The organism is Agrobacterium sp. GD03872 (genome assembly GCF_029840625.1).
In the GTDB taxonomy this organism is placed as follows: Bacteria; Pseudomonadota; Alphaproteobacteria; order Rhizobiales; family Rhizobiaceae; genus Agrobacterium; species Agrobacterium fabrum_A.
Window position 1 is genome coordinate 414,611 of record NZ_JAOCCY010000002.1, and the last position, 24,843, is coordinate 439,453.

Genomic DNA, 24,843 nt, shown 5'->3' on the forward strand with positions numbered 1-24,843 from the left:
TTCTGGTTTCCTTATTGTTTCCTTGCGGCTTCGCGTTAGAAGAACCATATGGCCTGAAGCGCAAGGGCGGATGACAGAGGTTTCTATGGATAATATGGCGATAGCGGATCGCAGGTGGTTACGCCGCAAGCTGACTTTCTGGCGGATTGCCGCCGTTCTCCTGCTTGTCGCCGGCGCTTTCGGTCTTTACCGGTTTTTATGGGGCGGGCCGCAGCAAAGCGCGAAACCTCATATTGCCCGCATCGAGGTTTCCGGTCTGATCACCGACAATACCGAACTTCTGGAGCGGCTGGACAAGATTGCCAGGAGCGACAATGTCAAAGGGCTGATCGTGTCGATTTCCTCGCCAGGCGGCACCACCTATGGCGGTGAGCGCATTTTCAAGGCCATTCGGGGCGTCGCGGAAAAGAAGCCGGTTGTCTCTGATGTACGCACGCTCGCCGCTTCCGCCGGTTATATGATCGCGTCCGCGGGTGATGTCATCGTCGCCGGCGAGACCTCGATCACCGGTTCGATCGGCGTGATCTTCCAGTACCCCCAGCTTGGCCAGCTGATGGAAAAGCTCGGCGTTTCGTTGCAGGAAATCAAGTCGTCGCCGATGAAGGCGGAACCTTCGCCCTTCCACGAGGCGCCGGAGGAAGCAAAATCGATGATCCGCGCCATGGTGATGGACAGCTACGGCTGGTTCGTCGATCTTGTGGCTGATCGCCGCAAGTTGTCGCGCGAAGACGTGCTGAAACTGGCTGATGGATCGATCTTCACCGGCCGGCAGGCGCTCGCCAACAGGCTGGTCGATACGCTGGGCGGCGAAAAGGAAATTCGCAGCTATTTCGAAACACGCGGTGTTGCCAAGGATCTGCCAATCGTCGAATGGCGCGCGCCGTCGTCCCGTTCGCCTTTTGCGGTTTTCAGTGTTGCGCAAATAGCGAAGTTTCTGGGATATGACGATTTAATTCCCTTTGCGGGGCCCGGCCAGCTCGGTGCGGACAAGTTGTTTCTTGACGGTCTTGTTTCCGTTTGGCAGGTTGAGCCGCGTTAAAAATCCAATTCTTTCAGGGGGCAACCGTGATCAAGTCTGAACTGGTGCAGATTGTTGCCGCGCGTAACCCGCACCTTTATCACCGTGACGTGGAAAACATTGTCAATGCGGTGCTGGATGAAATCACCGATGCCCTGGCGGCAGGAAATCGTGTCGAGCTTCGCGGTTTCGGCGCATTTTCGGTGAAGAACCGTCCGTCGCGATCTGGCCGGAACCCGCGCACGGGTGAATCGGTTTTCGTCGAGGAAAAATGGGTGCCTTTCTTCAAGACGGGCAAGGAACTGCGTGAGCGCCTGAACCCCGGCATGGGTGACGAAGAGGACGATTGATCGTCCTCAGCCCGCGCCGGAAACGGTGCCGGCGGAACGCCCGCAGCGATGGAGTATTGTCGGATGTCGAAAAAAATCATCAACCTCATCATCCTGCTGCCGCTGGCGATTATTCTCGTCATCCTGTGCGTGGCCAACCGTCAGGCCGTGACACTGGCGCTCAACCCCTTCCGGCCCGAGGATGGCGTTCTTTCCTTCACCGCGCCGTTTTTTGTGTTCCTGTTCCTTGCCGTCATTTTCGGTGTGCTGCTGGGATCGGCTGCCACATGGTTTGCCCAGGGCAAGCATCGCAAACGCGCCCGTATCGAGGCGAAGGAAGCCGTTCGCTGGCATGACGAAGCGAACCGGCAGAAAGCCGCTGCGGCAGGCCATCTTCCCAATGCCGGACAACTCCCGGCAAAGTGATGTAGCCGACATTCGTTCCGGCTCTAGGCGAGCGGCGCGTGGAATGCTATTTGCTGCGCCATAAGACGCGGGCAAAAGCGGAAAGATTTCCATTGAAGAAAAAAGACAGCCGGCCGGGCAATCGTGCACGTGCCGGGAGCGAGAAAAAACAGGTTCATGCCGCAAAGCCGGCACGGCGGGCGGAAGTGGCACTGAAAAAGCGCGAGCCGGACGCAGTCCGCAGCGTGCCAAAACCCGCGCCGAAGGAAAAGGTTACGCCGGCGGCAGCCGTTGAGCAGGTGCCCGCGCGGCCGCTCAAGCCTCGCACCGGCGAACGTCCCGCAGAACAGGTTCCGGTCATTCTGGAATCGAGTGGCGCTGGCGATTTTCACCTGATCGACAGCGGCAACGGCCTGAAGCTTGAACAATACGGCGAATATCGCGTCGTCCGTCCCGAGGCGCAGGCGCTGTGGCAACCGTCGGTTCCCGACCGCGTATGGCAGAATGCCGACGCCATTTTTACCGGTGATACCGATGAGGACGGCATGGGCCGCTGGCGTTTTCCAAAGGCGGCGCTTGGCGAAACCTGGCCACTATCCCTGCTCGGGGTCGATTTTCTTGGCCGTTTCACCGCTTTCCGTCATGTTGGTGTCTTTCCGGAACAGATCGTCCATTGGGAATGGCTGAAAAACGCCGTCGAGACCGCCGACCGGCCGCTGAAAGTGCTGAACCTGTTCGGTTATACCGGCGTCGCGTCGCTGGTCGCGGCGGCCGCAGGGGCTGAGGTCACCCATGTCGATGCCTCCAAGAAAGCGATTGGCTGGGCCAAGGAAAATCAGGCGCTCGCCGGGCTCGAGCAGGCGCCGATCCGCTGGATCTGCGAAGACGCGATGAAGTTTATCCAGCGCGAGGAGCGTCGCGGCAACAGCTACGATATCATCCTCACCGACCCGCCGAAATTCGGCCGTGGCACCCATGGCGAGGTCTGGCAATTGTTCGACCATCTGCCGCTGATGCTGGATATCTGCCGTGAAATCCTGTCGCCAAAGGCGCTCGGACTCGTGCTGACGGCCTATTCCATCAGGGCAAGCTTCTATTCGATGCATGAATTGATGCGCGAAACCATGCGCGGCGCCGGTGGCGTCGTCGCATCCGGCGAACTCGTCATTCGCGAGGCGGGGCTCGACGGCAAGACGCCGGGCCGTGTCCTTTCCACATCGCTGTTCAGCCGCTGGGAGCCGAAATGACGAAGGATATGCGCGAAAACACCACGCGCCGGGTTGGCCAGGTGAAGGAAGTGACCAGCCTTGCCAATCCCATCATCAAGGATATCAAGGCGCTCACCCAGAAAAAGGGTAGGGAAGAGACCGGAACCTTCATGGCGGAAGGCCTGAAGCTGGTCATCGACGCGCTCGAACTGGGCTGGACAATCAAGACGCTGGTTTACGCCAAGGCTGCCAAGGGCAAGCCGCTGGTGGAGCAGGCGGCGGTAAAGACGGTCGCCACGGGCGGTCTGGTGCTGGAAGTCAGCGAAAAGGTCATTGCCTCGATCACCCGCCGCGACAATCCGCAGATGGTCGTCGGCATTTTCGAACAGAAATGGAAGCCGCTGAAGGATATCCGCCCGGAAAAGGGCGAGACCTATATAGCGCTTGACCGGGTCCGCGATCCCGGCAATCTCGGCACCATAATCCGCACGGCGGATGCGGCGGGCGCTTCGGGCGTCATTCTGGTCGGGGATTGCACCGATCCGTTTTCGCTGGAAACGGTGCGCGCCACCATGGGTTCGGTCTTCGCCACGCCCGTTGCCCGCGCTTCGGTCGAAGAATTCCTGTCCTGGAAAAAAACGGCGCAGGTCAGCGTCGTCGCCACCCATCTGGCCGGTTCGGTTGATTATCGAAAGATCGATTATGCCGGAAAGCCGGTCGTGCTCCTGATGGGCAACGAACAATCCGGCCTGCCGCCGGAACTGGCCGGCAAGGCCGACCAGCTGGCGCGCATTCCCCAGCAGGGCCGTGCCGACAGTCTCAATCTCGCCATAGCAACCGCCGTGATGCTGTTTGAAGCACGGCGACATTTCCTCGAACTCGCACCGGTGACGTAATGGCCAAAGCTGCATTGTTCTCGAAAATCGGCCCGGCTTTTGCTCTGATCGTCGCTGCGCTGGTGCTGGACCAGATCGTCAAGCAACTGGTCGAGGCCTATCTGCCGATGCAGGAAATGGTTCCCGTGGTTCCGTTTTTGGCGCTTTACCGCACCTATAATCTCGGCGTGGCCTTTTCGATGCTCTCCGACATGGAGGGCTGGTTCATCGTCAGCATGCGGCTCGTCATCGTGGTCTTCGTTCTGTGGCTGTGGCGCAAGACGGCGGCGGACCGCACCTTTGCCCATCTCGGCTTTGCCTTCATTATCGCGGGGGCCGCCGGCAATCTTCTCGACCGCTTTTTCTACGGTCACGTCATCGACTATATCCTGTTCCACACGCAGACATGGTCCTTCGCGGTCTTCAACCTGGCCGACACTTTCATAACAATCGGCGCGGGCTGCGTCATTCTCGACGAGTTTTTGCACGCCCGGGCGGCTAAAAAGTAAAATTTTACGGTTTCGGCCAAACATATCAAAACCGCTGCCGTGGTAGCGGTGGCGTATGAGCGAACTGGCAAGACTTCGGCAAAAAGTTTCAGACGGACTTGGTCTGGCCGCCACTGCGGCGCAGCCGGTAGATCGCGCCGATCCGGCAACACACCAGATGCATGAAGAACATGCTGGTGATACCGGGTCGATTGCATTTTATGTCGCTGTGTCGTTATCGGTGGGAGCTTTTTCCGCAGCGCTGATCGCACTTGCCGTGCCCTATGCGGTTACCGTCGTGCTGGCGACCTTCTTCGGCGCAGTGCTCGTCGGTATCCTGCTCTACGCGCTCTTCGGCAAATCTTTCCTGCATCCGGGTGCGATGTCTGAGGACCATTCCGATGTCCGGTTGCGGCAAACACAAAACCGCTCGCTGATTGCCGAGATGCAGGAGTTCATGGGCGACATCGTCGTGATCCGCGACATGAACCGGCGCATTGTCGAGGCAAACCGGGTCTTCCATGAAATGACCGGGTGCGCGGCCCCCGAAGGGTTGAGCTGCGAGGAAATTGGCATCGCCTTCCGCCCGGGCGACAAGGTACATGCCTACGACGTGGAGATCGCCACCCCGTTCGGTCAGCGCATCTTCTCCTGGCACGATGTCGTGACCCGCGATCTGGTGAGCAGCCGTCTGATGATCAGCAGCATCGCCAGGGATGTGACCGAGGAGCGGCTTGCACTTGCCGACAGGGAGGACGCCCGGTTGCGTGCTGAAAAGGCCGATGCCGAGAAAGCCAGGCTGCTTGCCACCGTCAGTCACGAAATCCGCCTGCCGCTTTCCGGCATGCTGGGCATGAACCACCTTCTGTCGCAGACGAAGCTCAATGAGGAGCAGCGCAATTATCTCGACGGCATGAAACAGTCCGGCCAATCGCTGGTGCAGCTGGTCGAGGACCTGCTGGATTATTCGACCATGGAGGCGGGACGCTTCAGGCTCAATCCGCGTGCGGAAAACCTGCGGCGGCTGATCGAAAGCATCGTTGAGATGCTGGCGCACCGGGCCCATGAAAAAGGCATAGAAATCGCCTCCTTTGTCACGCCTGACGTGCCCGATCATCTCGATTTCGATCCGGCAAGGCTGCGCCAGGTCCTGTTCAATCTCCTGGGTAACGCGGTCAAATTCACGCAGGAAGGCGGCGTCGTCATCCGGGCGCGCATGGTCGATGGTGAATTGCAGATCGCTGTGGAAGATACCGGCCCGGGCATGAGCCGGGCCGAACAGGCCCGTATTTTCGGTGAATTCGAACAGGCGGGCCCATTGTCGCAGCGAAGCGCCGGCACGGGTCTCGGCCTGGCGATTTCCGCCCGTATCGTGCGGGAATTCGGCGGCAGCCTCACGGTTTCCAGCCGAAAGGGCAAGGGCAGCACTTTCAAACTGACGTTCCGGCCGGGCGGCGCACCTGCCGAAATGGCGGATCCCGGACGGCGTCATTGCCTGCGGCATACAAATGTCCTGCTCATCGCGCCAAAGGGCGTGGCGGCGGCGGTGACGATGGAGGCCATCGAAGCTTTCGGCGGTCAGTGTGCTCTCATCCACCAGCCTGAAGATCTTGAAAGGCTGCGGAAGGAGTCTGCCACCCGGGCGGCCGATCTCACCGATATCATCGTTGACCGACGCATTTCGCCGCTGTTCAGGGACGCGCTGAAGGATTGGCCGCAGCAGAATGTCCGCCGCACGCTGCTGGTCAGCCCGGAGGAACGGCCGTCGACCATGCATGTCTCCTTCGATGCCTGGTTGATAAGGCCGCTGCGCGAAAAATCCCTGATCGACGTCCTGTGCGGCCGTCTGCGCGGCATAGAGCGGCGGGACGCGATCAACGACAACCATCCGGATGTGGGGTTTTCGTCGCGGGTGGCGCAGGGGGCGAGCGGGATCGAGATACTCGTGGCCGAAGACGATGCCGTCAATCAGCGCATCGTCCGCGCCGTTCTGGAAAAAAGCGGTTATATCGTCCGTGCCGTCGAGGATTTTGAGGCGTTGCGGCAATCGTTGCGGCCGGATGCTTCCCGTTTACCTGATCTCATCGTCTCCGATCTTAACATGCCGGGCGGTGAGGGGCTCGATGTGCTTCCCGCCCTTCTCGATACGCTGAAGGGCGACAGAAATATTCCCGTCATCGTGCTCAGCGGAGATACGAGTGACGCGACCACTGAAAACCTGCTAAAGGCTGGCGCCGGCGCGGTTTTGACCAAGCCTGCCGATCCGCGACGGCTGGTTGAGGAAATCCGCCGGCTGCTGGAGGCGAAACGCCTGTTGTCATCATAACTTGACAGACTCGCGCTGGCGGCATTTTGTCACTATTCTGTCGTCAATTAGTGATTTATGACAGGAAAATTCTTTGGTGGCGGAGCGATTCCCCATGGTTGCCGAAATCCTCAATCACGACATTTGTGAAAACAATGTTGTCATTAGTCCTCGTCCCGAGACAGCTCAGGACAATGAGGGTCTTTTCGGTCGTATCGGCACGCTGGAAACACGGCTCGCCAGAAATGAACGCGAAATCGATGCTGCGCAATCCGTGCGTTACCGGGTTTTCGTCGAGGAAATGAAGGCGCGCCTTCCTGCTGATGCGATGCGCCGCAAGCGCGACATCGACGCCTGGGACAGTGTCTGCGACCATCTGCTCGTGCTCGACAAGGCGATTGAAGGCGACAGCGAAGACCAGATCGTCGGCACCTATCGCCTGCTGCGTCAGGAAACGGCGCTCGCCAATAACGGCTTCTATTCCGCCAGCGAGTTCGACATTGCCGGGCTCGTCGCGCGCCACCCGGGCAAGCGCTTCATGGAGCTTGGCCGCTCCTGTGTGCTGCCGGAATATCGCACCAAGCGCACCGTCGAGCTTCTTTGGCAGGGCAATTGGGCCTATGCCGTGAAACATCGCATGGATGCCATGATAGGCTGCGCCTCCTTCCCTGGCGTGCAGCCGGAGGCCCACGCGCTTGCCCTGTCCTTCCTGCATCATAATTGCGTGGCCAAGGGCGAGTGGGAAGCGTCCGCCCTTCCCGAGCTTTATCATGAGATGGACCTCGTGCCGGCCGAGGCGCTGAACGCCCGCAAGGCATTGAACGCCATGCCGCCGCTGATCAAGGGTTACATGCGTCTCGGCGCCATGTTCGGCTCCGGCGCGGTCGTGGATCATGCTTTCAACACGACGGACGTTCTCGTGGTCCTGCCGGTATCGTCCATCGCCGGCCGCTACATCAGCTATTATGGCGGTGAGGCCGAGCGCATCAACGGCTGACCGGTTTTTAAATCGAGGCCTGTCGGGATGTTCCTGTGGGCAGCGGGTCGGTGCGTGTTGTGCTGGGGCGGACATTGCCGCTAGTGTCGGCGCTCCTTTTCCGCAACACGATATGATATCGGCAGGCCATTGACGGACGTTCTGACAACCGCTTCCCTGATCTCGGAAGAGAGCCGTGCGACGGCCACTCCGATGATGGAGCAATATATCGAGATCAAGGCGAACAATCCCGGTTCGCTGCTGTTCTACCGCATGGGCGATTTTTACGAATTGTTCTTCGACGATGCGGTCGAAGCTTCCCGCGCTCTGGGCATCACGCTGACGAAACGCGGCCAGCATATGGGTCATGATATTCCCATGTGCGGCGTCCCCGTCCATGCGGCGGATGATTATCTCCAGAAACTCATCCTGCGCGGTTATCGCGTCGCCGTCTGCGAACAGGTGGAAGATCCGGCGGAAGCCAAGAAGCGCGGTTCGAAATCCGTGGTCAAGCGTGATGTGGTGCGGCTTGTCACGCCCGGCACGCTGACCGAAGAAAAGCTGCTGTCGCCGACGGAATCCAACTATCTGATGGCGCTTGCCCGCATTCGCGGCAGTGCCGAGGCGCAGTTTGCGCTCGCCTGGATCGATATTTCCACCGGCGTTTTCCGTCTGGCGGAAACCACGCTGACGCGGCTGCTCGCCGATATCTGGCGCATCGATCCGCGTGAGCTGATCGTCGCCGATAGCCTATTCCATGACGAGGAACTGCGGCCGGTCTTCGATGTGCTTGGCCGCGTGGCGGTGCCGCAGCCGGCGATCCTCTTCGACAGCGCCACGGCGGAAGGGCGCATCGCCCGTTATTTCAACGTCTCGACACTGGATGGTTTCGGCACCTTTTCGCGGGTGGAAATGGCGGCCGCCGCCGCCGCCGTCGCCTATGTCGAAAAGACCCAGATCGCCGAGCGCCCGCCGCTCGGCGCACCGGAGCGTGAAAGTGCCGCCTCCACGCTTTTCATCGATCCCGCCACTCGCGCCAATCTGGAGCTGGTGAAGACGCTGTCCGGTGAGAGAGACGGATCGCTGCTGCATGCCCTGAACCGCACGGTAACCGGCGGCGGTGCACGGCTTCTGGCCGAGCGGCTGATGTCGCCCTTGACCGACCCGGAAAGGATCAACGCACGCCTCGATGCCGTCGCCTATCTCATCGATGACGTCTCGCTCTGCGACGGCCTGCGTGATGCGCTGAAACATGTCGCCGATATGCCGCGTGCGCTTTCGCGTCTGGCGCTTGAGCGCGGTGGGCCACGCGATCTCGGCGCCATCCGGCTGGGATTGGTCTCCGCCGAAAAAATAGCGGCCATTCTCGATGACGGGTTGTTACCGGATGAGCTGGCAACGGCGCTGAAGGATTTGAAAGCCCTGCCCGGTGGGCTGGAAGCCATGCTCGGCTCGATGCTTGCCGACGATCTGCCGCTTTTGAAGCGTGACGGCGGTTTTCTGCGTGAAGGCGCCAACCCTGAGCTCGACGAGGTGCGGGCGCTGCGCGACCAGTCGCGCCGGGTGATTGCCGGGCTGCAGCTCAAATATGCCGATGAGACCGGCATCAAGTCGCTCAAGATCAAGCACAACAATGTGCTTGGCTATTTCATCGAGGTGACGGCAGGCAATGCCGATGTGATGATGGCGACGGACGAGGCCAAGGCGCGTTTCATCCACCGCCAGACCATGGCAGGCGCCATGCGCTTCACCACCACCGAGCTTGCCGATCTCGAAAGCCGCATTGCCAATGCCGCCGCGCAGGCTTTGACCATGGAACTGGATGCCTTCGAGCGCATGGTCAAGGCCGTGGTGCAGCAGGCGGAGGCGATCAAGGCCGGCGCACTGGCGCTTGCGGTGATCGATGTCGCCTCGAGCCTTGCCTGTCTCGCCACCGAACAGGCCTATTGCCGACCGATCGTCGATGCTTCCATGACCTTTGTGATCAAGGGCGGGCGGCATCCGGTGGTGGAGCAGGCGTTGCGGCGGCAGTCGGCCGGACCCTTCATCGCCAATAATTGCGATCTCTCTGCCGTTGATGGTGGCAAGAACGGCGCGATATGGCTGCTCACGGGCCCGAATATGGGCGGTAAATCGACCTTCCTGCGCCAGAATGCGCTTATCGCCATTCTCGCGCAGATCGGCTCCTTCGTTCCGGCGGACGCCGCCCATATCGGCGTCGTCGACCGGCTGTTTTCCCGTGTCGGCGCATCGGACGATCTGGCGCGCGGCCGCTCGACCTTCATGGTGGAAATGGTGGAAACCGCTGCCATTCTCAACCAGGCGACGGACCGCTCGCTGGTCATTCTGGACGAGATCGGTCGCGGCACGGCAACCTTCGACGGTCTTTCCATCGCCTGGGCGGCGGTGGAGCATCTGCACGAGGTCAATCGTTGCCGCGGCCTTTTCGCCACCCATTTCCACGAACTGACCGTGCTGTCGGAAAAACTCGGCCGCCTTTCCAATGCCACGATGCGGGTGAAGGAGTGGGAAGGCGATGTCATCTTCCTGCATGAGGTCGGACCGGGTGCTGCGGATCGTTCCTATGGCATTCAGGTGGCCCGGCTTGCGGGCTTGCCCGCATCGGTGGTGGAGCGCGCCCGCGAGGTGCTGACGAAGCTTGAAGATGCCGACCGCAAGAACCCGGCCAGCCAGCTGATCGACGATCTGCCGCTGTTCCAGATCGCGGTTCGCCGCGAGGAAATCCGCAAGGCCGGGCCATCGAAGCTGGAAGAAGCTCTGAAAGGCTTCAACCCCGACGAAATGACGCCGCGAGAGGCATTGGACGCGCTCTATGCGTTGAAGAAAGAACTTGGCAAGGCGTAAGGGATAGATTGCCTGTCCATCGCCTTTAAAACTCGCTATAGGACACTCCCATTGCAAGCGGTGGGATTATCCCACAGGACATGGATACCGGCATAGATGGCCATCAAGGACCTGGATTTTTCCGACATTCTCGATGTATCGGCGCTGAAGCGCGAATGCGACATCCTCTTCAAGGAAGATGGCAAGCGTATCGCCGATATCAGGTCCGACCTGCTGCCGATCTTCCGCAAGGCCAGCACGGAAGGCCGGGAAAAGGCCAGGGAACTGCTGAAAGCCGATGGCAGCGGCATCGATTGCGCCCGGCGTATCTCCTGGCTTCAGGACCGGCTGATCGAAACCCTTTATGATCTCGCCTGCCAGTATGTCTACCCGAAAGATGCACCGCAGATAGCGGTCGCGGCGGTCGGCGGTTACGGCCGCGGCACGCTGGCGCCGGGATCGGATATCGATCTCCTGTTCCTGCTGCCGGCCAAGAATACGCCTGACATGCACAAGGCCGTGGAGTTCGTGCTCTATCTCCTCTGGGACCTCGGTTTCAAGGTCGGCCACGCCACCCGCACGGTGGATGAATGCATCCGCCTGTCCAAATCCGACATGACGATCCGCACCGCCATTCTGGAGGTGCGGGCGATCTGCGGTAAAAAATCCCTGACTGACGATCTTGAAAAACGCTTCGAGTCGGAAGTCGTCACCGGCACCGGCCCGGAATTCATTGCCGCAAAGCTCGCCGAGCGCGACCAGCGCCACCGTAAGGCGGGCGATACGCGTTATCTGGTGGAGCCGAACGTCAAGGAAGGCAAGGGCGGGTTGCGCGACCTGCACACGCTGTTCTGGATCGCCAAATATTATTACCACGTCCGCGATACGGCCGATCTGGTGAAGCTTGGGGTTCTGTCGAAATCCGAACTGAAGCTTTTCGAGAAAGCCGACGATTTTCTCTGGGCCGTCCGCTGCCAGATGCATTTCATCACCGGCAAGGCGGAAGAGCGTCTTTCCTTCGATATTCAGCGCGAGATCGCTGATGCGCTGAACTACCAGCCGCGCCCTGGCCTTTCCGCTGTCGAGCGCTTCATGAAGCATTATTTTCTCGTGGCCAAGGATGTGGGTGACCTGACCCGCATCGTCTGTGCCGCACTGGAAGACCGGCAGGCGAAGGATGTGCCGGGCCTTTCCGGTGTGCTGAGCCGCTTCGCCCATCGTGTCCGCAAGATTCCGGGATCGGTGGAGTTCGTCGAGGATCGGGGACGCATCGCGCTCGCCAAAGCTGACGTCTTCAAGAACGACCCGGTAAACCTGATCCGGCTTTTCCACATCGCCGATATCAATAATCTCGAACTGCATCCGGATGCGTTGCGTGTCGTCACGCGCTCACTGTCGCTCATCAATGACGAGCTTCGGGAAAACGAGGAAGCGAACCGGCTTTTCCTGTCGATCCTCACCTCGCGGCGCGACCCGGCGCTGACCCTGCGCCGCATGAACGAAGCAGGCGTACTCGGCAAGTTCATCCCCGAATTCGGCAAGATCGTCGCGATGATGCAGTTCAATATGTATCATCATTACACGGTGGATGAGCATCTGATCCGCTCCGTCGGCGTGCTCTCGGAAGTGGACAAGGGAACGGCTGTCGACGCCCATCCGCTCGCCAACCAGCTGATGCCGAGCGTCGAGGAACGCGAGGCGCTTTATGTCGCCGTGCTGCTGCACGATGTCGCCAAGGGCCGGCAGGAGGACCACTCGATTGCCGGCGCGCGCGTCGCCCGCAAGCTCTGCCAGCGTTTCCGGCTGACCGGCAAGCAGACCGAAACGGTGGTCTGGCTGATCGAGCAGCATCTGCTGATGTCCATGGTCGCCCAGACGCGCGACCTGCACGACCGCAAGACCATCACCGATTTCGCCGACAAGGTGCAGTCCATGGAGCGGCTGAAGATGCTGCTGATCCTGACGGTCTGCGATATCCGCGCGGTTGGTCCGGGTGTCTGGAACGGCTGGAAGGGACAGCTGCTGCGCTCGCTTTATTACGAGACCGAACTGCTGCTGTCGGGCGGCTTCTCGGAAGTCTCCCGCAAGGAGCGCGCGCAGATCGCCCGGCAGGCGCTCTACGACGCCCTCGAAGACTGGGGCCAGAAGGCGCGGCGCAAATATACCAAGCTGCATTACGAGCCCTATCTGCTGACGGTGGCGCTCGAAGACCAGGTGCGCCACACCCGCTTCATCCGTGAGGCCGACAAGCAGGAAAAGGCGCTGTCAACAATGGTGCGCACCCATTCCTTCCATGCCATTACGGAAATTACCGTGCTGGCGCCGGACCATCCGCGCCTGCTGTCGATCATCACCGGCGCCTGTGCGGCGGCCGGCGCCAATATCGCCGATGCGCAGATTTTCACCACATCCGATGGGCGGGCGCTGGATACGATCCTCATCAACCGCGAATTTCCGATCGATGAGGACGAGATGCGGCGCGGCAACAATGTCGGCAAGCTCATCGAAGAGGTTCTCTCCGGCAAGCAGCGCCTGCCGGAAATGATCGCCACCCGCACCAAGAGCCGCAAGAAGAAGAGCGCCTTCACCATTCCGCCTTCCGTCACCATCTCGAATGGCTTGTCGAACAAGTTCACGGTTATCGAAGTCGAATGCCTCGATAGGCCCGGACTTCTGGCTGACATGACGGCTGTGATCGCCGACCTGTCGCTCGATATTCATTCCGCCCGCATCACCACCTTCGGCGAAAAGGTCATCGATACCTTCTATGTGACTGATCTCTTCGGCCAGAAGGTGACGAATGACAACCGGCAGGCCAGCATCGCCACGCGCCTGAAGGCGGTGATGAGCGAGCAGGAAGACGAATTGCGCGACCGCATGCCGAACGGCATCATCGCCCATCCAGACGTGGCGGCCCTGCCGGCCGCGCGCACGGCAAAGGCTTGAAGCGACCATGAGTCTGATCGGCAAGTTCGCCACCGTCGGCACCGCCACGCTCGGCAGCCGCATCTTCGGCTTTGTCCGCGAGACCCTGATGGCCGCCGCCGTCGGCACCGGCCCTGTGGCGGATGCCTTCAATGCTGCTTTCCGTTTCCCCAATACCTTCCGGCGGCTTTTTGCCGAAGGCGCGTTCAACTCGGCCTTCGTGCCGCTTTTCGCCAAGGAAATCGAGGCGAACGGCATGGAGGGCGCGAGACGCTTTTCCGAGGAAGTCTTCGGCGTTCTGTTCACCGTGCTTCTGGCCTTGACGATCCTGATGGAACTGTCGATGCCCTTCATCGTGCGCACGGTGATCGCGCCGGGCTTTCTGGAAGACCCGGTGAAATTCGACAACACCGTCCATCTCGCCACCATCATGTTCCCCTATCTCGCCTGCATGTCTCTGGCGGCAATGATGGGCGGCATGCTGAACTCGCTGCATCGTTATTTCGCAGCGGCAATTGCTCCCGTTTTCCTCAACATCATCCTCATCGGCGTGCTCGCGCTTGCCTGGTGGAAAAATTACGATCCCCTGCAGGTGGGTTATGCGCTCTCCTGGGGCGTGATGGCGGCGGGCCTGGTGCAGCTTGCCATCGTCTGGATCGCCGTGCGCAATGCCGGCATGCGCATCGGTTTCCGCAGGCCGCGGCTGACGAAGAATGTGCAGCGCCTTCTGGTTCTTGCCCTGCCGGCAGCCATCACCGGCGGCATCACCCAGATCAATCTGCTGATCAACACCAATATCGCTTCCGCCGGCGAGGGCGTGATCTCGTCGCTTGCCTATGCGGACCGAATTTACCAGCTGCCGCTCGGCGTAGTCGGCATCGCGGTGGCCACCGTGCTTCTGCCGGAACTGGCGCGGGCGTTGCGCGGCGGGCATATGGTCGAGGCCGGGAGCCTGCAGAACCGCTCGGTTGAGTTCGTGCTGTTCCTGACATTGCCGGCTGCCGCAGCACTTCTCGTCATGGCGGAGCCTATCGTTCGTTTTCTTTATGAACGCGGCAACTTTTCGCCCTCGGCCACCGTCACCGTCGCGCAAATCCTCGGTATCTATGGTCTTGGTCTGCCGGCTTTCGTGCTGATCAAGGCCTTCATTCCGGGCTTCTTCGCCCGCGAGGATACGCGTACGCCAATGATCTTCGCGGCGATTTCCGTGGTGGTGAACGTTTCGCTGGCGCTGACACTGTTTCCGCGTCTTGGAGGCCCGGGCATCGCCATTGCCGAAATCACCGCCGGCTGGGTCAATGCTGCCCTGCTGTTCGGCATGCTTTTGTGGCGCGGTCACTGGCAGGTGGATATTCCGCTGCTCACCCGCATTCCGCGTTTGCTGCTGGCTGCGGCGTTGATGGCAGGTTTCGTGCACTATGCGCTGACCTGGCTGAGTTTCGAACTGTCTTCCGCCTCGTCCATTTTCGTGCGTGCGGGCACCATCATGGCTCTCGTTTTCGCAGCCATGCTGGTTTATTTCGTGCTCGCTTTCGTTTCCGGCGGTGCCGATATCGGCATGGTCAAACGAGCCATCCGCAAGCGCGGCAAAAAGAACGTCGAAACGGAGGCGGGCTGATGTCCTTTGCCGAAAACCGCCGCATCGCGCTTGTTACGCTTGTCGTGGATAACTACGATCGGGCAAAAGCGTTTTATTGCAATGTTCTCGGGTTCGAGTGCCTGTCCGATCAGCCGCTTGGCGATGGCAAGCGATGGCTGGTGGTGAAACCTGAAGGCAGCGATGGCGGTGCCCTGCTGCTTGCCCAGGCGGATGGTGAATCGCAGAGGCTTGCCATCGGCAACCAGACGGGCGGCCGTGTCGGGTTTTTCCTGCATACTGACAATTTCCAACGCGATTATGAGACGATGTTGGCCCGTGGTGTGCGCTTTCTGGAAGAACCGCGCCACGAGGTTTACGGCTCCGTTGCGGTCTTTGCCGACCCTTACGGAAATCGCTGGGATCTTCTGGAACCGCGCGGCTGACATGCCCTGAAACCGCTTGATTGCTGGGGGCTGCGGGTGCATAAGCGCGCGTGCAATTCCAACCATGGGGCGGGGCCCTCCACAAGCCTTTTCGAGGACGACAATGAACGCATTCAAGCCGCTGGTTTTCTCGGGCGTCCAGCCGACCGGCAATCTGCATCTCGGTAATTATCTCGGCGCCATCCGCAAATTCGTGGCGTTGCAGGAAGATAACGACTGCATCTATTGCGTCGTCGACATGCACGCCATCACCGCCCAGCTCGTTCATACGGACCTGAAGGCGCAGACCCGCTCGATTGCGGCCGCCTTCATCGCCGCCGGTATCGACCCCGTAAAACATATCGTTTTCAACCAGTCGGCCGTGCCGCAGCATGCGGAACTCGCATGGGTGTTCAACTGCGTGGCGCGCATCGGCTGGATGGAGCGCATGACGCAGTTCAAGGACAAGTCCGGCAAGAACGCCGAGCAGGTCTCGCTCGGCCTGCTGGCCTATCCGAGCCTGATGGCCGCCGACATTCTGGTCTATCGCGCCACGCATGTTCCGGTCGGTGACGACCAGAAGCAGCATCTGGAACTTGCCCGTGACATCGCCCAGAAATTCAATATCGATTTCAGCGACCATATCCGCAAGGCCGGGCTCGGCCTCGATATCACAGTCGGCGACGAGCCGGTGCACGCCTATTTCCCGATGGTGGAGCCGCTGATCGGCGGTCCGGCGCCGCGCGTGATGTCGTTGAAGGACGGCACCAAAAAGATGTCGAAGTCCGACCCTTCCGATCTGTCGCGCATCAACCTGATGGATGATGTCGACGCGATCTCGAAGAAGATCAAGAAGGCAAAGACAGACCCGGACGCGCTGCCGAGCGAAGTGGAAGGCCTGAAGGGTCGCCCCGAGGCCGAAAACCTCGTCGGCATCTATGCTGCCCTTTCCGACAGGACCAAGGCGGATGTTCTTTCCGAATTCGGTGGACAGCAGTTCTCGGCCTTCAAGCCGGCTCTGGTCGAGCTTGCCGTAAATGTTCTGGCCCCCGTCAACAACGAGATGCGCCGCCTTCTCGATGACCCGACCCATATCGACGCCATTCTCAGCCAGGGCGGCGAGCGGGCTCGCGCGATCGCTGAGAAGACGATGAACGAGGTGCGCGATATCATCGGCTTCCTGCGCTGAGCACACGCGCCTGCGAACGACGGCAGGCGGTTTGCGCCTGCCGTGATTTGATATAATCTCCGCCCGAACCGTCGGGCGGTTTTTCGGATCACGGCGGACTAGGGAGTGCAGAATGGTTTCAAAACGGCTATCGCGTCTGGAAGGGCATCGCCGCAAGTTTCTCGCTGTTATCGATGACACACCGGAATGCGAAAGGGCCGTGCATTATGCCGGCCGCCGCGCCAAGAACTCCAATGGCGGACTGGTCCTGCTTTACATGATCCCGGAAGGCGATTTCCAGCAATGGCTGGGTGTCGAGCAGATCATGCGGGCCGAGGCGCGTGAGGAGGCGGAAGCCACGCTTGCCAAGATCGCCCAGAAGGTGCGCGAGACCATCGGTATCGAACCGGAAGCGGTCATTCGCGAGGGCAGCGCCACCGAGCAGATCCACGGGCTGATCGAGGAAGACCGCGATATCGCCATTCTCGTGCTGGCTGCCGGCTCGACGAAGGAAGGGCCGGGACCGCTCGTTTCCTCCATCGCCGGACGCGGCGCAGCCTTTCCCATTCCCGTCACCGTGTTGCCGGATACGCTGTCGGACGAGGAAATCGACGCGCTTTGCTGATCCGGGTCCCGGATAAGATTTAGGGGCTGACGATTTCTTGAATGTAATTATCATGTCAGGGCTTGAAGTGCGGCTTCGCCGGGCGTATTTTTTGGAAGAATTCTAAAGCATGTCTCCCAAAAGTGGGAACCGGTTTTGGGATAAAGACATGCGTAGCAAAAAATTTAAAGCGCGTGGTCGTGAAGGCGACGCGCTTTAAATTACGGGGCGTGAACGGCGACCTCGAAGGAGACAGACGATGTTCATTCAGACGGAAGCCACGCCGAACCCCACGACGCTGAAATTCCTGCCAGGCAAGGTGGTGCTGGAAAGCGGTACGGCTGAGTTTCTCAACCCGTCGCAGGCGCAGGCTTCGCCGCTGGCGGAGCGCCTCTTCACCATTCCGGGTGTGACCGGCGTTTATTTCGGTTTCGATTTCATCACCGTCACCAAGGACGGCGCGGAATGGCAGCACTTGAAGCCCGCCATTCTCGGCGCGATCATGGAACATTTCATGTCCGGCCGCCCGATCATGGGTACGGCTATCGCGGCCGAAGTGTCGGACGAGGAAGGCGAGTTCTTCGAAGAGGGTGACGAAACCATCGTCGCCACCATCAAGGAATTGCTGGATACCCGCGTCCGCCCCGCCGTGGCGCAGGATGGCGGCGACATCACCTTCCGTGGTTTCCGCGACGGCACCGTGTTCCTGAACATGAAGGGCGCCTGCTCGGGTTGCCCGTCCTCCACCGCCACGCTGAAGCATGGCGTTCAGAACCTGCTTCGCCATTTCGTGCCGGAAGTGCGTGAAGTCGAAGCGGTATGATGCTGTAAAGCCAGGTCATGATTGTTCTTTCACTCGACACCTCAGGTGTGGATTGTTCCGCCTGCATCTATGACAGCACCGCCGACAGGGTGCTGGGAGAGGTGTGTGAAACGATCGGAAAGGGCCATGCCGAACGGCTGATGGCCGTGATCGACGCTGCCCTGCAGCAGGCGCAATTGCCGCTGCAGAAGGTGGAACGCATCGCCGTGACCATCGGGCCGGGTTCCTTTACCGGCATCCGGGTCGGCGTCGCTGCAGCGCGCGGTTTTGCCCTGTCGCTCGGCATAGAAGCGGCGGGTGTGACCACGCTCGAGACAATCGCCCTCCATCATCTGCTTGAAAATCCCGGCGGGCCTGTGGCCGTCGGGCTGGATGCGAAACGCGACGAAGCCTATCTCCAGACATTTGCAGCGGACGGGTCGCCGCTCGGCGAGGCCGCACTCCTGTCTCTTGAAGACGCCAGAACGGCTCTCTCCGGTTTCGATGGCGTCATCATCGGCTCCGCAGCACCTCTTTTTGCGGGGGCAGAGACGGGTTCCGGGCCGGATCATTTCCCGATTGCCTCTGTTGCGCGCGCCGCGGCGCGCAAGCCTTCAGGCCAGCCGAAACCCGCGCCGCTTTATCTGCGTGGGCCGGATGCCCGACCGCAGACAGGTTTTGCGCTGGCACGCCAGGGCGTTGCCTGATAGGTGGCATCCCTTGATGCATGCGGATGATTCCCTGTTATGTTTGACGAATATCTGAGCTGGAAGCCCTATTTCGAGATCGTGCCGATGCAGCATGAGGATTGCGCCGCGGTGGCGGAACTGCACGCGCTGCGCTTTCCCCGCCCCTGGAACGACGGGGAGTTTTCCGGACTGTTGACGCAAGGCGCGGTTTTCGGCGCCGTCGCACGCCAGACAAACGCATTTTTCAGTAAACCGCTCGGTGGTTTCGTGCTTGCGCGGGAGGTGGCGGGCGAGGCGGAAATCCTTACCGTTGCCGTCGCCGACAAATTCGCGCGCGCCGGTCTTGGCTGGCGTCTGATGCAATCGGCCATCCGTGAGGCGATGATGCGCGGCGCCGAAACCATGTTCCTCGAGGTGGACAATAACAACGCCTCCGCGTTGGGGCTTTATAAAAAGCTCGGCTTCAAAACCGTCGCCGAGCGCAAGGCCTATTACACCGCCAAGGATGGAACCAAGTCGACGGCGCTTGTCATGCGCCGCGATCTTCGCTAGTTCCCTGCGACAGGCATTTTTTCGGCGAAAGCCGTAAAATTCAACCGGAATACTCAAAAGGCCAGAAGACGTGATAGACCTTTCGAAAACGCTGGAGGAGCTTTGTGCCGAGCGCGGCATGCGGATGACCGACCAACGCCGTGTCATCGCCCGTGTCCTGCAGGAGTCCGCCGACCATCCCGATGTCGAGGAGCTTTACCGCCGATCCTCCGCCGTGGATCCGCGCATCTCGATTTCCACCGTCTACAGAACGGTGAAGCTGTTCGAGGATGCGGGCATCATCGAGCGTCACGATTTTCGCGACGGCCGCTCGCGTTACGAGACCGTGCCCGAGGAACATCACGATCACCTGATCGATCTGAAGAACGGCGTGGTTATCGAGTTCCACTCGGCGGAAATCGAGGCTCTTCAGGAGAAGATAGCCCGCGAGCACGGCTTCAGGCTCGTGGATCATCGGTTGGAACTTTATGGCGTGCCGTTGAAACCCGACGAACGCTGAGACGCCGGTGAACAGGCGGGCGTTTTTCTCATGATGTGGCTCCGGACAGCCTATATCGCGATCGTTCTTCTGATCGTCACGCTCATATTGCTGCCGCTGCAACTTCTCGGCCTCGCCTTCGACTGGCGGCTTCGCCGCCGCATTCCGCGCCTCTGGCACCGTATCGCCTGCCATGTTCTCGGCATCCGCGTGCATGTTCACGGCGAGGTGGAGCGGGCAAAACCGCTGATGCTGGCGGTCAATCACGCCTCGTGGAAGGATATCCTCGTTCTCGGCAGCATTGCCGACGTGGTGTTCATCGCCAAGACCGAGGTTCGGGACTGGCCTGTTTTCGGCTGGCTCGCCCGTCTGCAGAAAAGCATCTTCGTTCAGCGTGAGCAGAAACGCAGCACCGGCGCGCAGGTGAGCGAGATCGCCAGCCGCATGGCCGATGGCGAGATCGTCGTGCTGTTTCCCGAAGGCACCACATCGGACGGCAACCGGATGCTGGCCGTCAAATCCTCGCTGTTCGGCGCCGCTTCCACCGCCGCGGAGCAGGTGCCGGGCAAGCTGGTTTACGTGCAGCCGGTCGCCATCGCCTATACGCGGGTGCAGGGCATGGCCATGGGGCGTTACCACCGCGTGATTGCCGCCTGGCCGGGCAGCATCACGCTCGTGCCGCATCTGCTCGGCATCATCAGGGCCGGCGCCATCGATGTCGATGTGACATTCGGTGACAGCGTTCCGTTCCACAGCACGGATAATCGCAAGCGACTGGCGACCGATATCGCCGCTTCCATCCGTTCCATGCTGGCCTTCAGCCTGCGCGGCGGCTGGCGGAATTCGTGAGATCGTAGCTTTTCCGGCATTTTTCTGTTTAATCTGGCCGTGAAAAACACTAGATAGCCGCCATGACCCAGGAAACGCTTGGCCTCGACGCCCCACCCATGATCGCCCGCGAGGGTTCGAACAGCAGAAAGGTCTTCATCAAGACCTATGGCTGTCAGATGAATGTCTACGATTCCGTCCGCATGAGCGATGCGCTGGCGAAGGATGGTTATGTTCAGACCGAGGATATGGGCGAGGCGGATCTGGTTCTGCTGAATACCTGTCATATCCGCGAAAAGGCGGCTGAAAAGGTCTATTCGGCGCTCGGCCGCCTGCGCGATATGAAAAAATCGCGCGAAGAGCAGGGCCGCGAATTCATGATCGGCGTTGCCGGCTGCGTGGCGCAGGCGGAAGGCGAGGAAATCCTGCGCCGAGCGCCCGCCGTCGATGTCGTCATCGGCCCGCAGACCTATCATCGCCTGCCCGATGCCCTGAAGCGGGTGCGCGGCGGCGAGCGCGTCATCGAGACGGAATATGCGGTCGAGGACAAGTTCGAGCATTTGCCGGTGGCCGAAAAGGCGACGCTGCGCACGCGCGGCGTCACCGCGTTTTTGACGGTACAGGAAGGCTGCGACAAGTTCTGTACCTTCTGTGTCGTGCCCTATACGCGCGGTTCGGAAGTCTCCCGTCCCGTGCGCCAGATCGTCGATGAGGCGATGAAGCTCGTCGATGCCGGAGTGCGCGAGATCACGCTGCTCGGCCAGAACGTCAATGCCTGGCAGAGCGAAGGCCCGAAGGGCGAAAAATGGGGTCTGGCCGAACTGCTCTACCGGCTGGCGGAAATTCCGGGCCTTGCACGGCTTCGCTACACCACCAGCCACCCGCGCGACATGGACGAGCGCCTGATCGGCGCCCATCGCGATCTGCGTATCCTGATGCCCTATCTGCATCTGCCGGTGCAATCAGGCTCGGACCGCATTCTGAAAGCGATGAACCGTCGTCACACGGGTGAGGAATATATCCAGCTTATCGAAAAAATCCGGAGCGCCCGCCCTGATATTGCCATGTCCGGGGACTTTATTGTCGGTTTTCCCGGTGAGACCGACCGCGATTTCGAAGATACGATGGCGATTGTCGAGCAGGTGAAATACGCGCAGGCCTTCTCGTTCAAATATTCCACCCGCCCCGGCACGCCGGGCGCCGATCTCACCGATCAGGTCGAGGAAGAGGTGAAGGCCGAGCGATTGGAAAGATTGCAGGCCCTGTTGCTGCGGCAGCAGAAGGAATTTGCGGAATCGCTGGTCGGAAAAACCATGGATGTGCTGCTGGAAAAGCCCGGCCGTATGCCTGAGCAGTTGATAGGTCGCTCTCCATGGCTGCAATCCGTGAATCTTGATGCAAAGACGTTGAAAATCGGTGACATTGTTAATGTACGAATCACCGCAACGGGTCCAAACAGCTTGTTTGCCGAGGTGGCAGGGAGTTAGAGTGGGGAGCCGACACTGATTGGGACAGGAGCCTGACCGCTTGAACGCACACGAATTGGTATCAAATTCATCGCGCCAGCCACGCCAAGCCGCGACCGACGCCAATCACTTCGTCCTCACGTTCGAGAATAACAGGATAGCGGGAGAGCTATTCGGTCAGTTCGATCAGAACCTGAAGCTTCTGGAACAGCGCCTCAACATCGACGCTCGCCCGCGCGGCAATTCCGTCGCCATCACCGGCGATGTCGTTGCCACCAATCAGGCTCGCCGGGCGCTGGATTTCCTTTATGAACGGCTGCTCAAGGGCGGAACCGCCGAGGTTTCCGATGTCGAAGGTGCGATCCGCATGGCCATGGCCGCAGACGACCAGTTGACCTTGCCGACGATGGAACGCAAGGCGAAGATTTCCATGGCGCAGATTTCCACCCGCAAGAAGACCATCGCTGCCCGCACACCGACGCAGGATGTCTACATGCGGGCGCTGGAACAGTCCGAACTGGTTTTCGGTGTCGGCCCCGCCGGTACCGGCAAGACCTATCTGGCCGTGGCGCATGCCGCGCAGCTTCTGGAGCGTGGCGCCGTCGACCGCATCATCCTGTCGCGCCCCGCTGTCGAAGCGGGCGAGCGTCTCGGCTTCCTGCCCGGCGACATGAAGGAAAAGGTCGATCCTTATCTGCGTCCGCTTTATGACGCGCTTTATGACATGATGCCGGGTGACAAGGTGGAGCGCGCCATTCAGGCGGGCGTCATCGAAATTGCGCCGCTGGCCTTCATGCGTGGACGCACGCTCGCCAATGCCGCCGTCATTCTGGACGAAGCCCAGAACACCACGACGATGCAGATGAAGATGTTCCTGACCCGTCTCGGCGAGAACGGCCGCATGATCGTGACCGGCGACCCGAGCCAGGTGGATTTGCCGCGCGGGGTGAAATCCGGTCTTGTTGAGGCCCTGCAGATCCTCACCGATGTCGAAGGCGTGTCCGTCGTGCGTTTCAAGGATGTCGATGTCGTCCGTCATCCGATGGTGGCGCGCATCGTCCGGGCTTACGAATCCCACACGGCCGTGCCGGATGAAAGCCTCGTGAAGGGCGACTGACGCAAACTAATGACAGCTCTGGATATTCAAATCAGCGTCGAGGCCGAAGGCTGGTCCTCGGAAGAGGACCTGCTTGTCTTTGCCACCAAGGTACTGGATGCGGCGGTCGATTTTCTGAAACGGGAAGAGGAGCAACCCTTCCCGAAAATGCCGGTGGAACTGTCGTTGGTCTTCACTGACGATGAAAATATTCGCGAAATCAACGCTGAGTGGCGCGACAAGGACAAGGCAACCAATGTCTTGTCTTTCCCCGCTTTTCCGCTGGAACCGGGCGGCATGCCGGGCCCGATGCTCGGCGATATCGTCATCGCGCGAGAGACGGTTGAACGCGAGGCCCTTGAACTTGAGAAGAGTTTCGAGGATCATCTGACTCATCTTCTCGTCCACGGGTTCCTCCATTTGTTCGGTTATGACCACATGGACGAGGAAGAAGCGGAAGAAATGGAGTCGCTTGAGACTCGCATTTTGGCGGTGCTTGGCCTATCTGATCCCTACGCGGGTCAGGAACCGCTTTAAATATTGTCTGGAGCCATGAACGAACATTCTGCACGACCTGCCAATGAGGGCAGAGAAAACGGCGAGCAGTCCTCTTCGGAGGAGGGCAGTAGTCACTTACGTCAGGACTACAACGCCAAGCCGAAATCGACCATCTGGTCACGCATCGCACGGTTGCTGAAACCATCCCAGGGCGAGCGCCTGCGCGAGGATCTGACCGACGCGCTGATGGGCGACACCGAAATCGGTGCGGCCTTTTCGCCCGAGGAACGGGCGATGCTGAACAATATCCTCCGTTTCCGCGAGATCAGGGTCGAAGATATCATGATCCCGCGGGTGGATATCGATGGTCTCGATCAGAACATGACGCTCGGTGACGCGCTGATCCTCTTTGAGGAAACCGGGCGTTCCCGCATGCCGGTTTATGACGAGACGCTGGATAACCCTAAGGGCATGATCCATATCCGCGATCTCCTGGCCTATGTCGCCAAGCAGGCCCGCAACAAGCGTCGGGCCGGGTCACGAAGCGTCGCTTATGGCGAAGCAAGGGCGCCGCGCTCACCGCGGCCGAATTTCGACCTGGCACGGGTCGATCTCGAACAGACGGTTGCCGATGCCGGACTGGTGCGCAAGATCCTTTTCGCGCCGCCATCCATGCTGGCCTCCGACCTCCTGAAGACCATGCAGGCGCAGAGAACACAGCTTGCGCTTGTTATCGACGAATATGGCGGCACGGACGGTCTCGTCAGCCATGAGGATATCGTCGAAATGGTCGTGGGTGATATCGATGATGAGCACGACAAGGACGAGGCGATGTTCTCCCGTCTTTCCGCCGATGTGCTTGTGGCGGATGCCCGTGCGGAACTCGTCGAACTCGCCGAGGTGATCGGGCCGGAATTCGATGTGCGCGAACATCTCGAAGAAATCGACACGCTGGGTGGCCTCATCTTCTTCGCGCTCGGCCGCATCCCGGCCAAGGGCGAGGTGGTTCGCGCCGTTCCCGGTTTCGAGTTCCAGATCCTCGATGCCGATAGCCGGCGTATCAAGGGCGTGCGTATCGTCCGCGACCATGGCTCGGAAGGGCAGGATGACCGCGCGCCTGGCGATGCCGGTGACAATGAAGTGATTGCACTGCCCGCGCCGCAAACTCGCCTTATCACCCATCAGCAGAACGTTGACTGAGGAGGATCGACGGGGCTTGCCCCGTCGGCTTCTGCTTTCGATCTGCCAATCCGCAAGCTTAGCCGCCCTTTTCGGGAGGCGAGAAGAG

The 24,843-nt window shown here is 60.2% G+C and carries 23 protein-coding genes; all 23 read left to right on the top strand.

What is annotated here, in order from left to right; all coding sequences use genetic code 11:
• The first annotated feature begins 85 nt into the window (after positions 1–85).
• Complete coding sequence (gene sppA / locus N5D22_RS06010) at positions 86–1,039, top strand: signal peptide peptidase SppA (RefSeq protein WP_279655042.1); 954 nt, start codon at positions 86–88, stop codon at positions 1,037–1,039.
• A 2-nt stretch (positions 1,040–1,041) separates the two neighbouring features.
• Positions 1,042–1,368 (top strand): integration host factor subunit beta, encoded by a 327-nt coding sequence (locus N5D22_RS06015; RefSeq protein WP_219256707.1) that lies wholly within the window; start codon positions 1,042–1,044, stop codon positions 1,366–1,368.
• Positions 1,369–1,431: 63 nt separating this feature from the next.
• On the top strand, positions 1,432–1,773 hold the full coding sequence (locus N5D22_RS06020) for a LapA family protein (RefSeq protein WP_279654786.1): 342 nt from the start codon (positions 1,432–1,434) through the stop codon (positions 1,771–1,773).
• 92 nt (positions 1,774–1,865) lie between these two features.
• Positions 1,866–2,999, top strand: a complete 1,134-nt coding sequence (locus tag N5D22_RS06025) for a class I SAM-dependent methyltransferase (protein ID WP_279654787.1) — start codon at positions 1,866–1,868, stop codon at positions 2,997–2,999.
• The gene (locus N5D22_RS06030) at positions 2,996–3,856 is read left to right on the top strand and encodes an RNA methyltransferase (RefSeq protein ID WP_279654788.1); all 861 of its coding nucleotides are present in this window, start codon (positions 2,996–2,998) and stop codon (positions 3,854–3,856) included. Before N5D22_RS06025 ends, N5D22_RS06030 begins: the two co-directional genes overlap by 4 nt.
• The gene (lspA, locus tag N5D22_RS06035; protein WP_279654789.1) at positions 3,856–4,344 is read left to right on the top strand and encodes a signal peptidase II; all 489 of its coding nucleotides are present in this window, start codon (positions 3,856–3,858) and stop codon (positions 4,342–4,344) included. The genes N5D22_RS06030 and lspA overlap by 1 nt, the downstream gene beginning before the upstream one ends.
• A 55-nt stretch (positions 4,345–4,399) precedes the next feature.
• On the top strand, positions 4,400–6,649 hold the full coding sequence (locus tag N5D22_RS06040) for an ATP-binding protein (RefSeq protein WP_279654790.1): 2,250 nt from the start codon (positions 4,400–4,402) through the stop codon (positions 6,647–6,649).
• Between the two features lie 94 nt (positions 6,650–6,743).
• Entirely contained in the window at positions 6,744–7,625 is an 882-nt protein-coding gene (locus N5D22_RS06045; RefSeq protein ID WP_279655043.1) for a GNAT family N-acetyltransferase, read from the top strand.
• A gap of 129 nt (positions 7,626–7,754) precedes the next feature.
• The gene (mutS, locus tag N5D22_RS06050) at positions 7,755–10,469 is read left to right on the top strand and encodes a DNA mismatch repair protein MutS (protein WP_347881139.1); all 2,715 of its coding nucleotides are present in this window, start codon (positions 7,755–7,757) and stop codon (positions 10,467–10,469) included.
• A 96-nt stretch (positions 10,470–10,565) separates the two neighbouring features.
• Positions 10,566–13,394 (top strand): [protein-PII] uridylyltransferase, encoded by a 2,829-nt coding sequence (locus N5D22_RS06055; protein WP_279654791.1) that lies wholly within the window; start codon positions 10,566–10,568, stop codon positions 13,392–13,394.
• Positions 13,395–13,401: 7 nt separating this feature from the next.
• Positions 13,402–14,991, top strand: coding sequence for a murein biosynthesis integral membrane protein MurJ (gene murJ, locus N5D22_RS06060; RefSeq protein WP_080833262.1), 1,590 nt, complete (start codon positions 13,402–13,404; stop codon positions 14,989–14,991).
• Positions 14,991–15,395 carry a VOC family protein gene (locus N5D22_RS06065; RefSeq protein ID WP_279654794.1) on the top strand — a complete coding sequence of 135 codons (405 nt, stop codon included), beginning with the start codon at positions 14,991–14,993 and terminating at the stop codon, positions 15,393–15,395. Before murJ ends, N5D22_RS06065 begins: the two co-directional genes overlap by 1 nt.
• Before the next feature lie 103 nt (positions 15,396–15,498).
• Positions 15,499–16,563, top strand: a complete 1,065-nt coding sequence (trpS, locus tag N5D22_RS06070) for a tryptophan--tRNA ligase (RefSeq protein WP_035219211.1) — start codon at positions 15,499–15,501, stop codon at positions 16,561–16,563.
• 112 nt (positions 16,564–16,675) lie between these two features.
• Positions 16,676–17,167 carry a universal stress protein gene (locus N5D22_RS06075; protein ID WP_003503758.1) on the top strand — a complete coding sequence of 164 codons (492 nt, stop codon included), beginning with the start codon at positions 16,676–16,678 and terminating at the stop codon, positions 17,165–17,167.
• Positions 17,168–17,405: 238 nt separating this feature from the next.
• Positions 17,406–17,969 (top strand): NifU family protein, encoded by a 564-nt coding sequence (locus N5D22_RS06080; RefSeq protein WP_279654795.1) that lies wholly within the window; start codon positions 17,406–17,408, stop codon positions 17,967–17,969.
• Between the two features lie 17 nt (positions 17,970–17,986).
• Positions 17,987–18,655, top strand: a complete 669-nt coding sequence (tsaB, locus tag N5D22_RS06085; protein ID WP_279654796.1) for a tRNA (adenosine(37)-N6)-threonylcarbamoyltransferase complex dimerization subunit type 1 TsaB — start codon at positions 17,987–17,989, stop codon at positions 18,653–18,655.
• A 39-nt stretch (positions 18,656–18,694) separates the two neighbouring features.
• On the top strand, positions 18,695–19,189 hold the full coding sequence (locus N5D22_RS06090; protein WP_279654797.1) for an N-acetyltransferase: 495 nt from the start codon (positions 18,695–18,697) through the stop codon (positions 19,187–19,189).
• A gap of 70 nt (positions 19,190–19,259) precedes the next feature.
• Positions 19,260–19,688, top strand: coding sequence for a Fur family transcriptional regulator (locus N5D22_RS06095; protein ID WP_279654798.1), 429 nt, complete (start codon positions 19,260–19,262; stop codon positions 19,686–19,688).
• A 30-nt stretch (positions 19,689–19,718) separates the two neighbouring features.
• Positions 19,719–20,516 carry a lysophospholipid acyltransferase family protein gene (locus N5D22_RS06100; RefSeq protein ID WP_279654799.1) on the top strand — a complete coding sequence of 266 codons (798 nt, stop codon included), beginning with the start codon at positions 19,719–19,721 and terminating at the stop codon, positions 20,514–20,516.
• Positions 20,517–20,578: 62 nt separating this feature from the next.
• Positions 20,579–21,982 carry a tRNA (N6-isopentenyl adenosine(37)-C2)-methylthiotransferase MiaB gene (gene miaB / locus N5D22_RS06105; RefSeq protein WP_279654800.1) on the top strand — a complete coding sequence of 468 codons (1,404 nt, stop codon included), beginning with the start codon at positions 20,579–20,581 and terminating at the stop codon, positions 21,980–21,982.
• Positions 21,983–22,022: 40 nt separating this feature from the next.
• Positions 22,023–23,078 carry a PhoH family protein gene (locus N5D22_RS06110; RefSeq protein WP_060722834.1) on the top strand — a complete coding sequence of 352 codons (1,056 nt, stop codon included), beginning with the start codon at positions 22,023–22,025 and terminating at the stop codon, positions 23,076–23,078.
• A 9-nt stretch (positions 23,079–23,087) separates the two neighbouring features.
• Positions 23,088–23,594: an rRNA maturation RNase YbeY gene (ybeY, locus tag N5D22_RS06115; RefSeq protein ID WP_279654802.1), complete on the top strand. Its 507-nt coding sequence runs from the start codon at positions 23,088–23,090 to the stop codon at positions 23,592–23,594.
• 15 nt (positions 23,595–23,609) lie between these two features.
• Complete coding sequence (locus N5D22_RS06120) at positions 23,610–24,755, top strand: hemolysin family protein (RefSeq protein WP_279654803.1); 1,146 nt, start codon at positions 23,610–23,612, stop codon at positions 24,753–24,755.
• Positions 24,756–24,843: the final 88 nt, after the last annotated feature.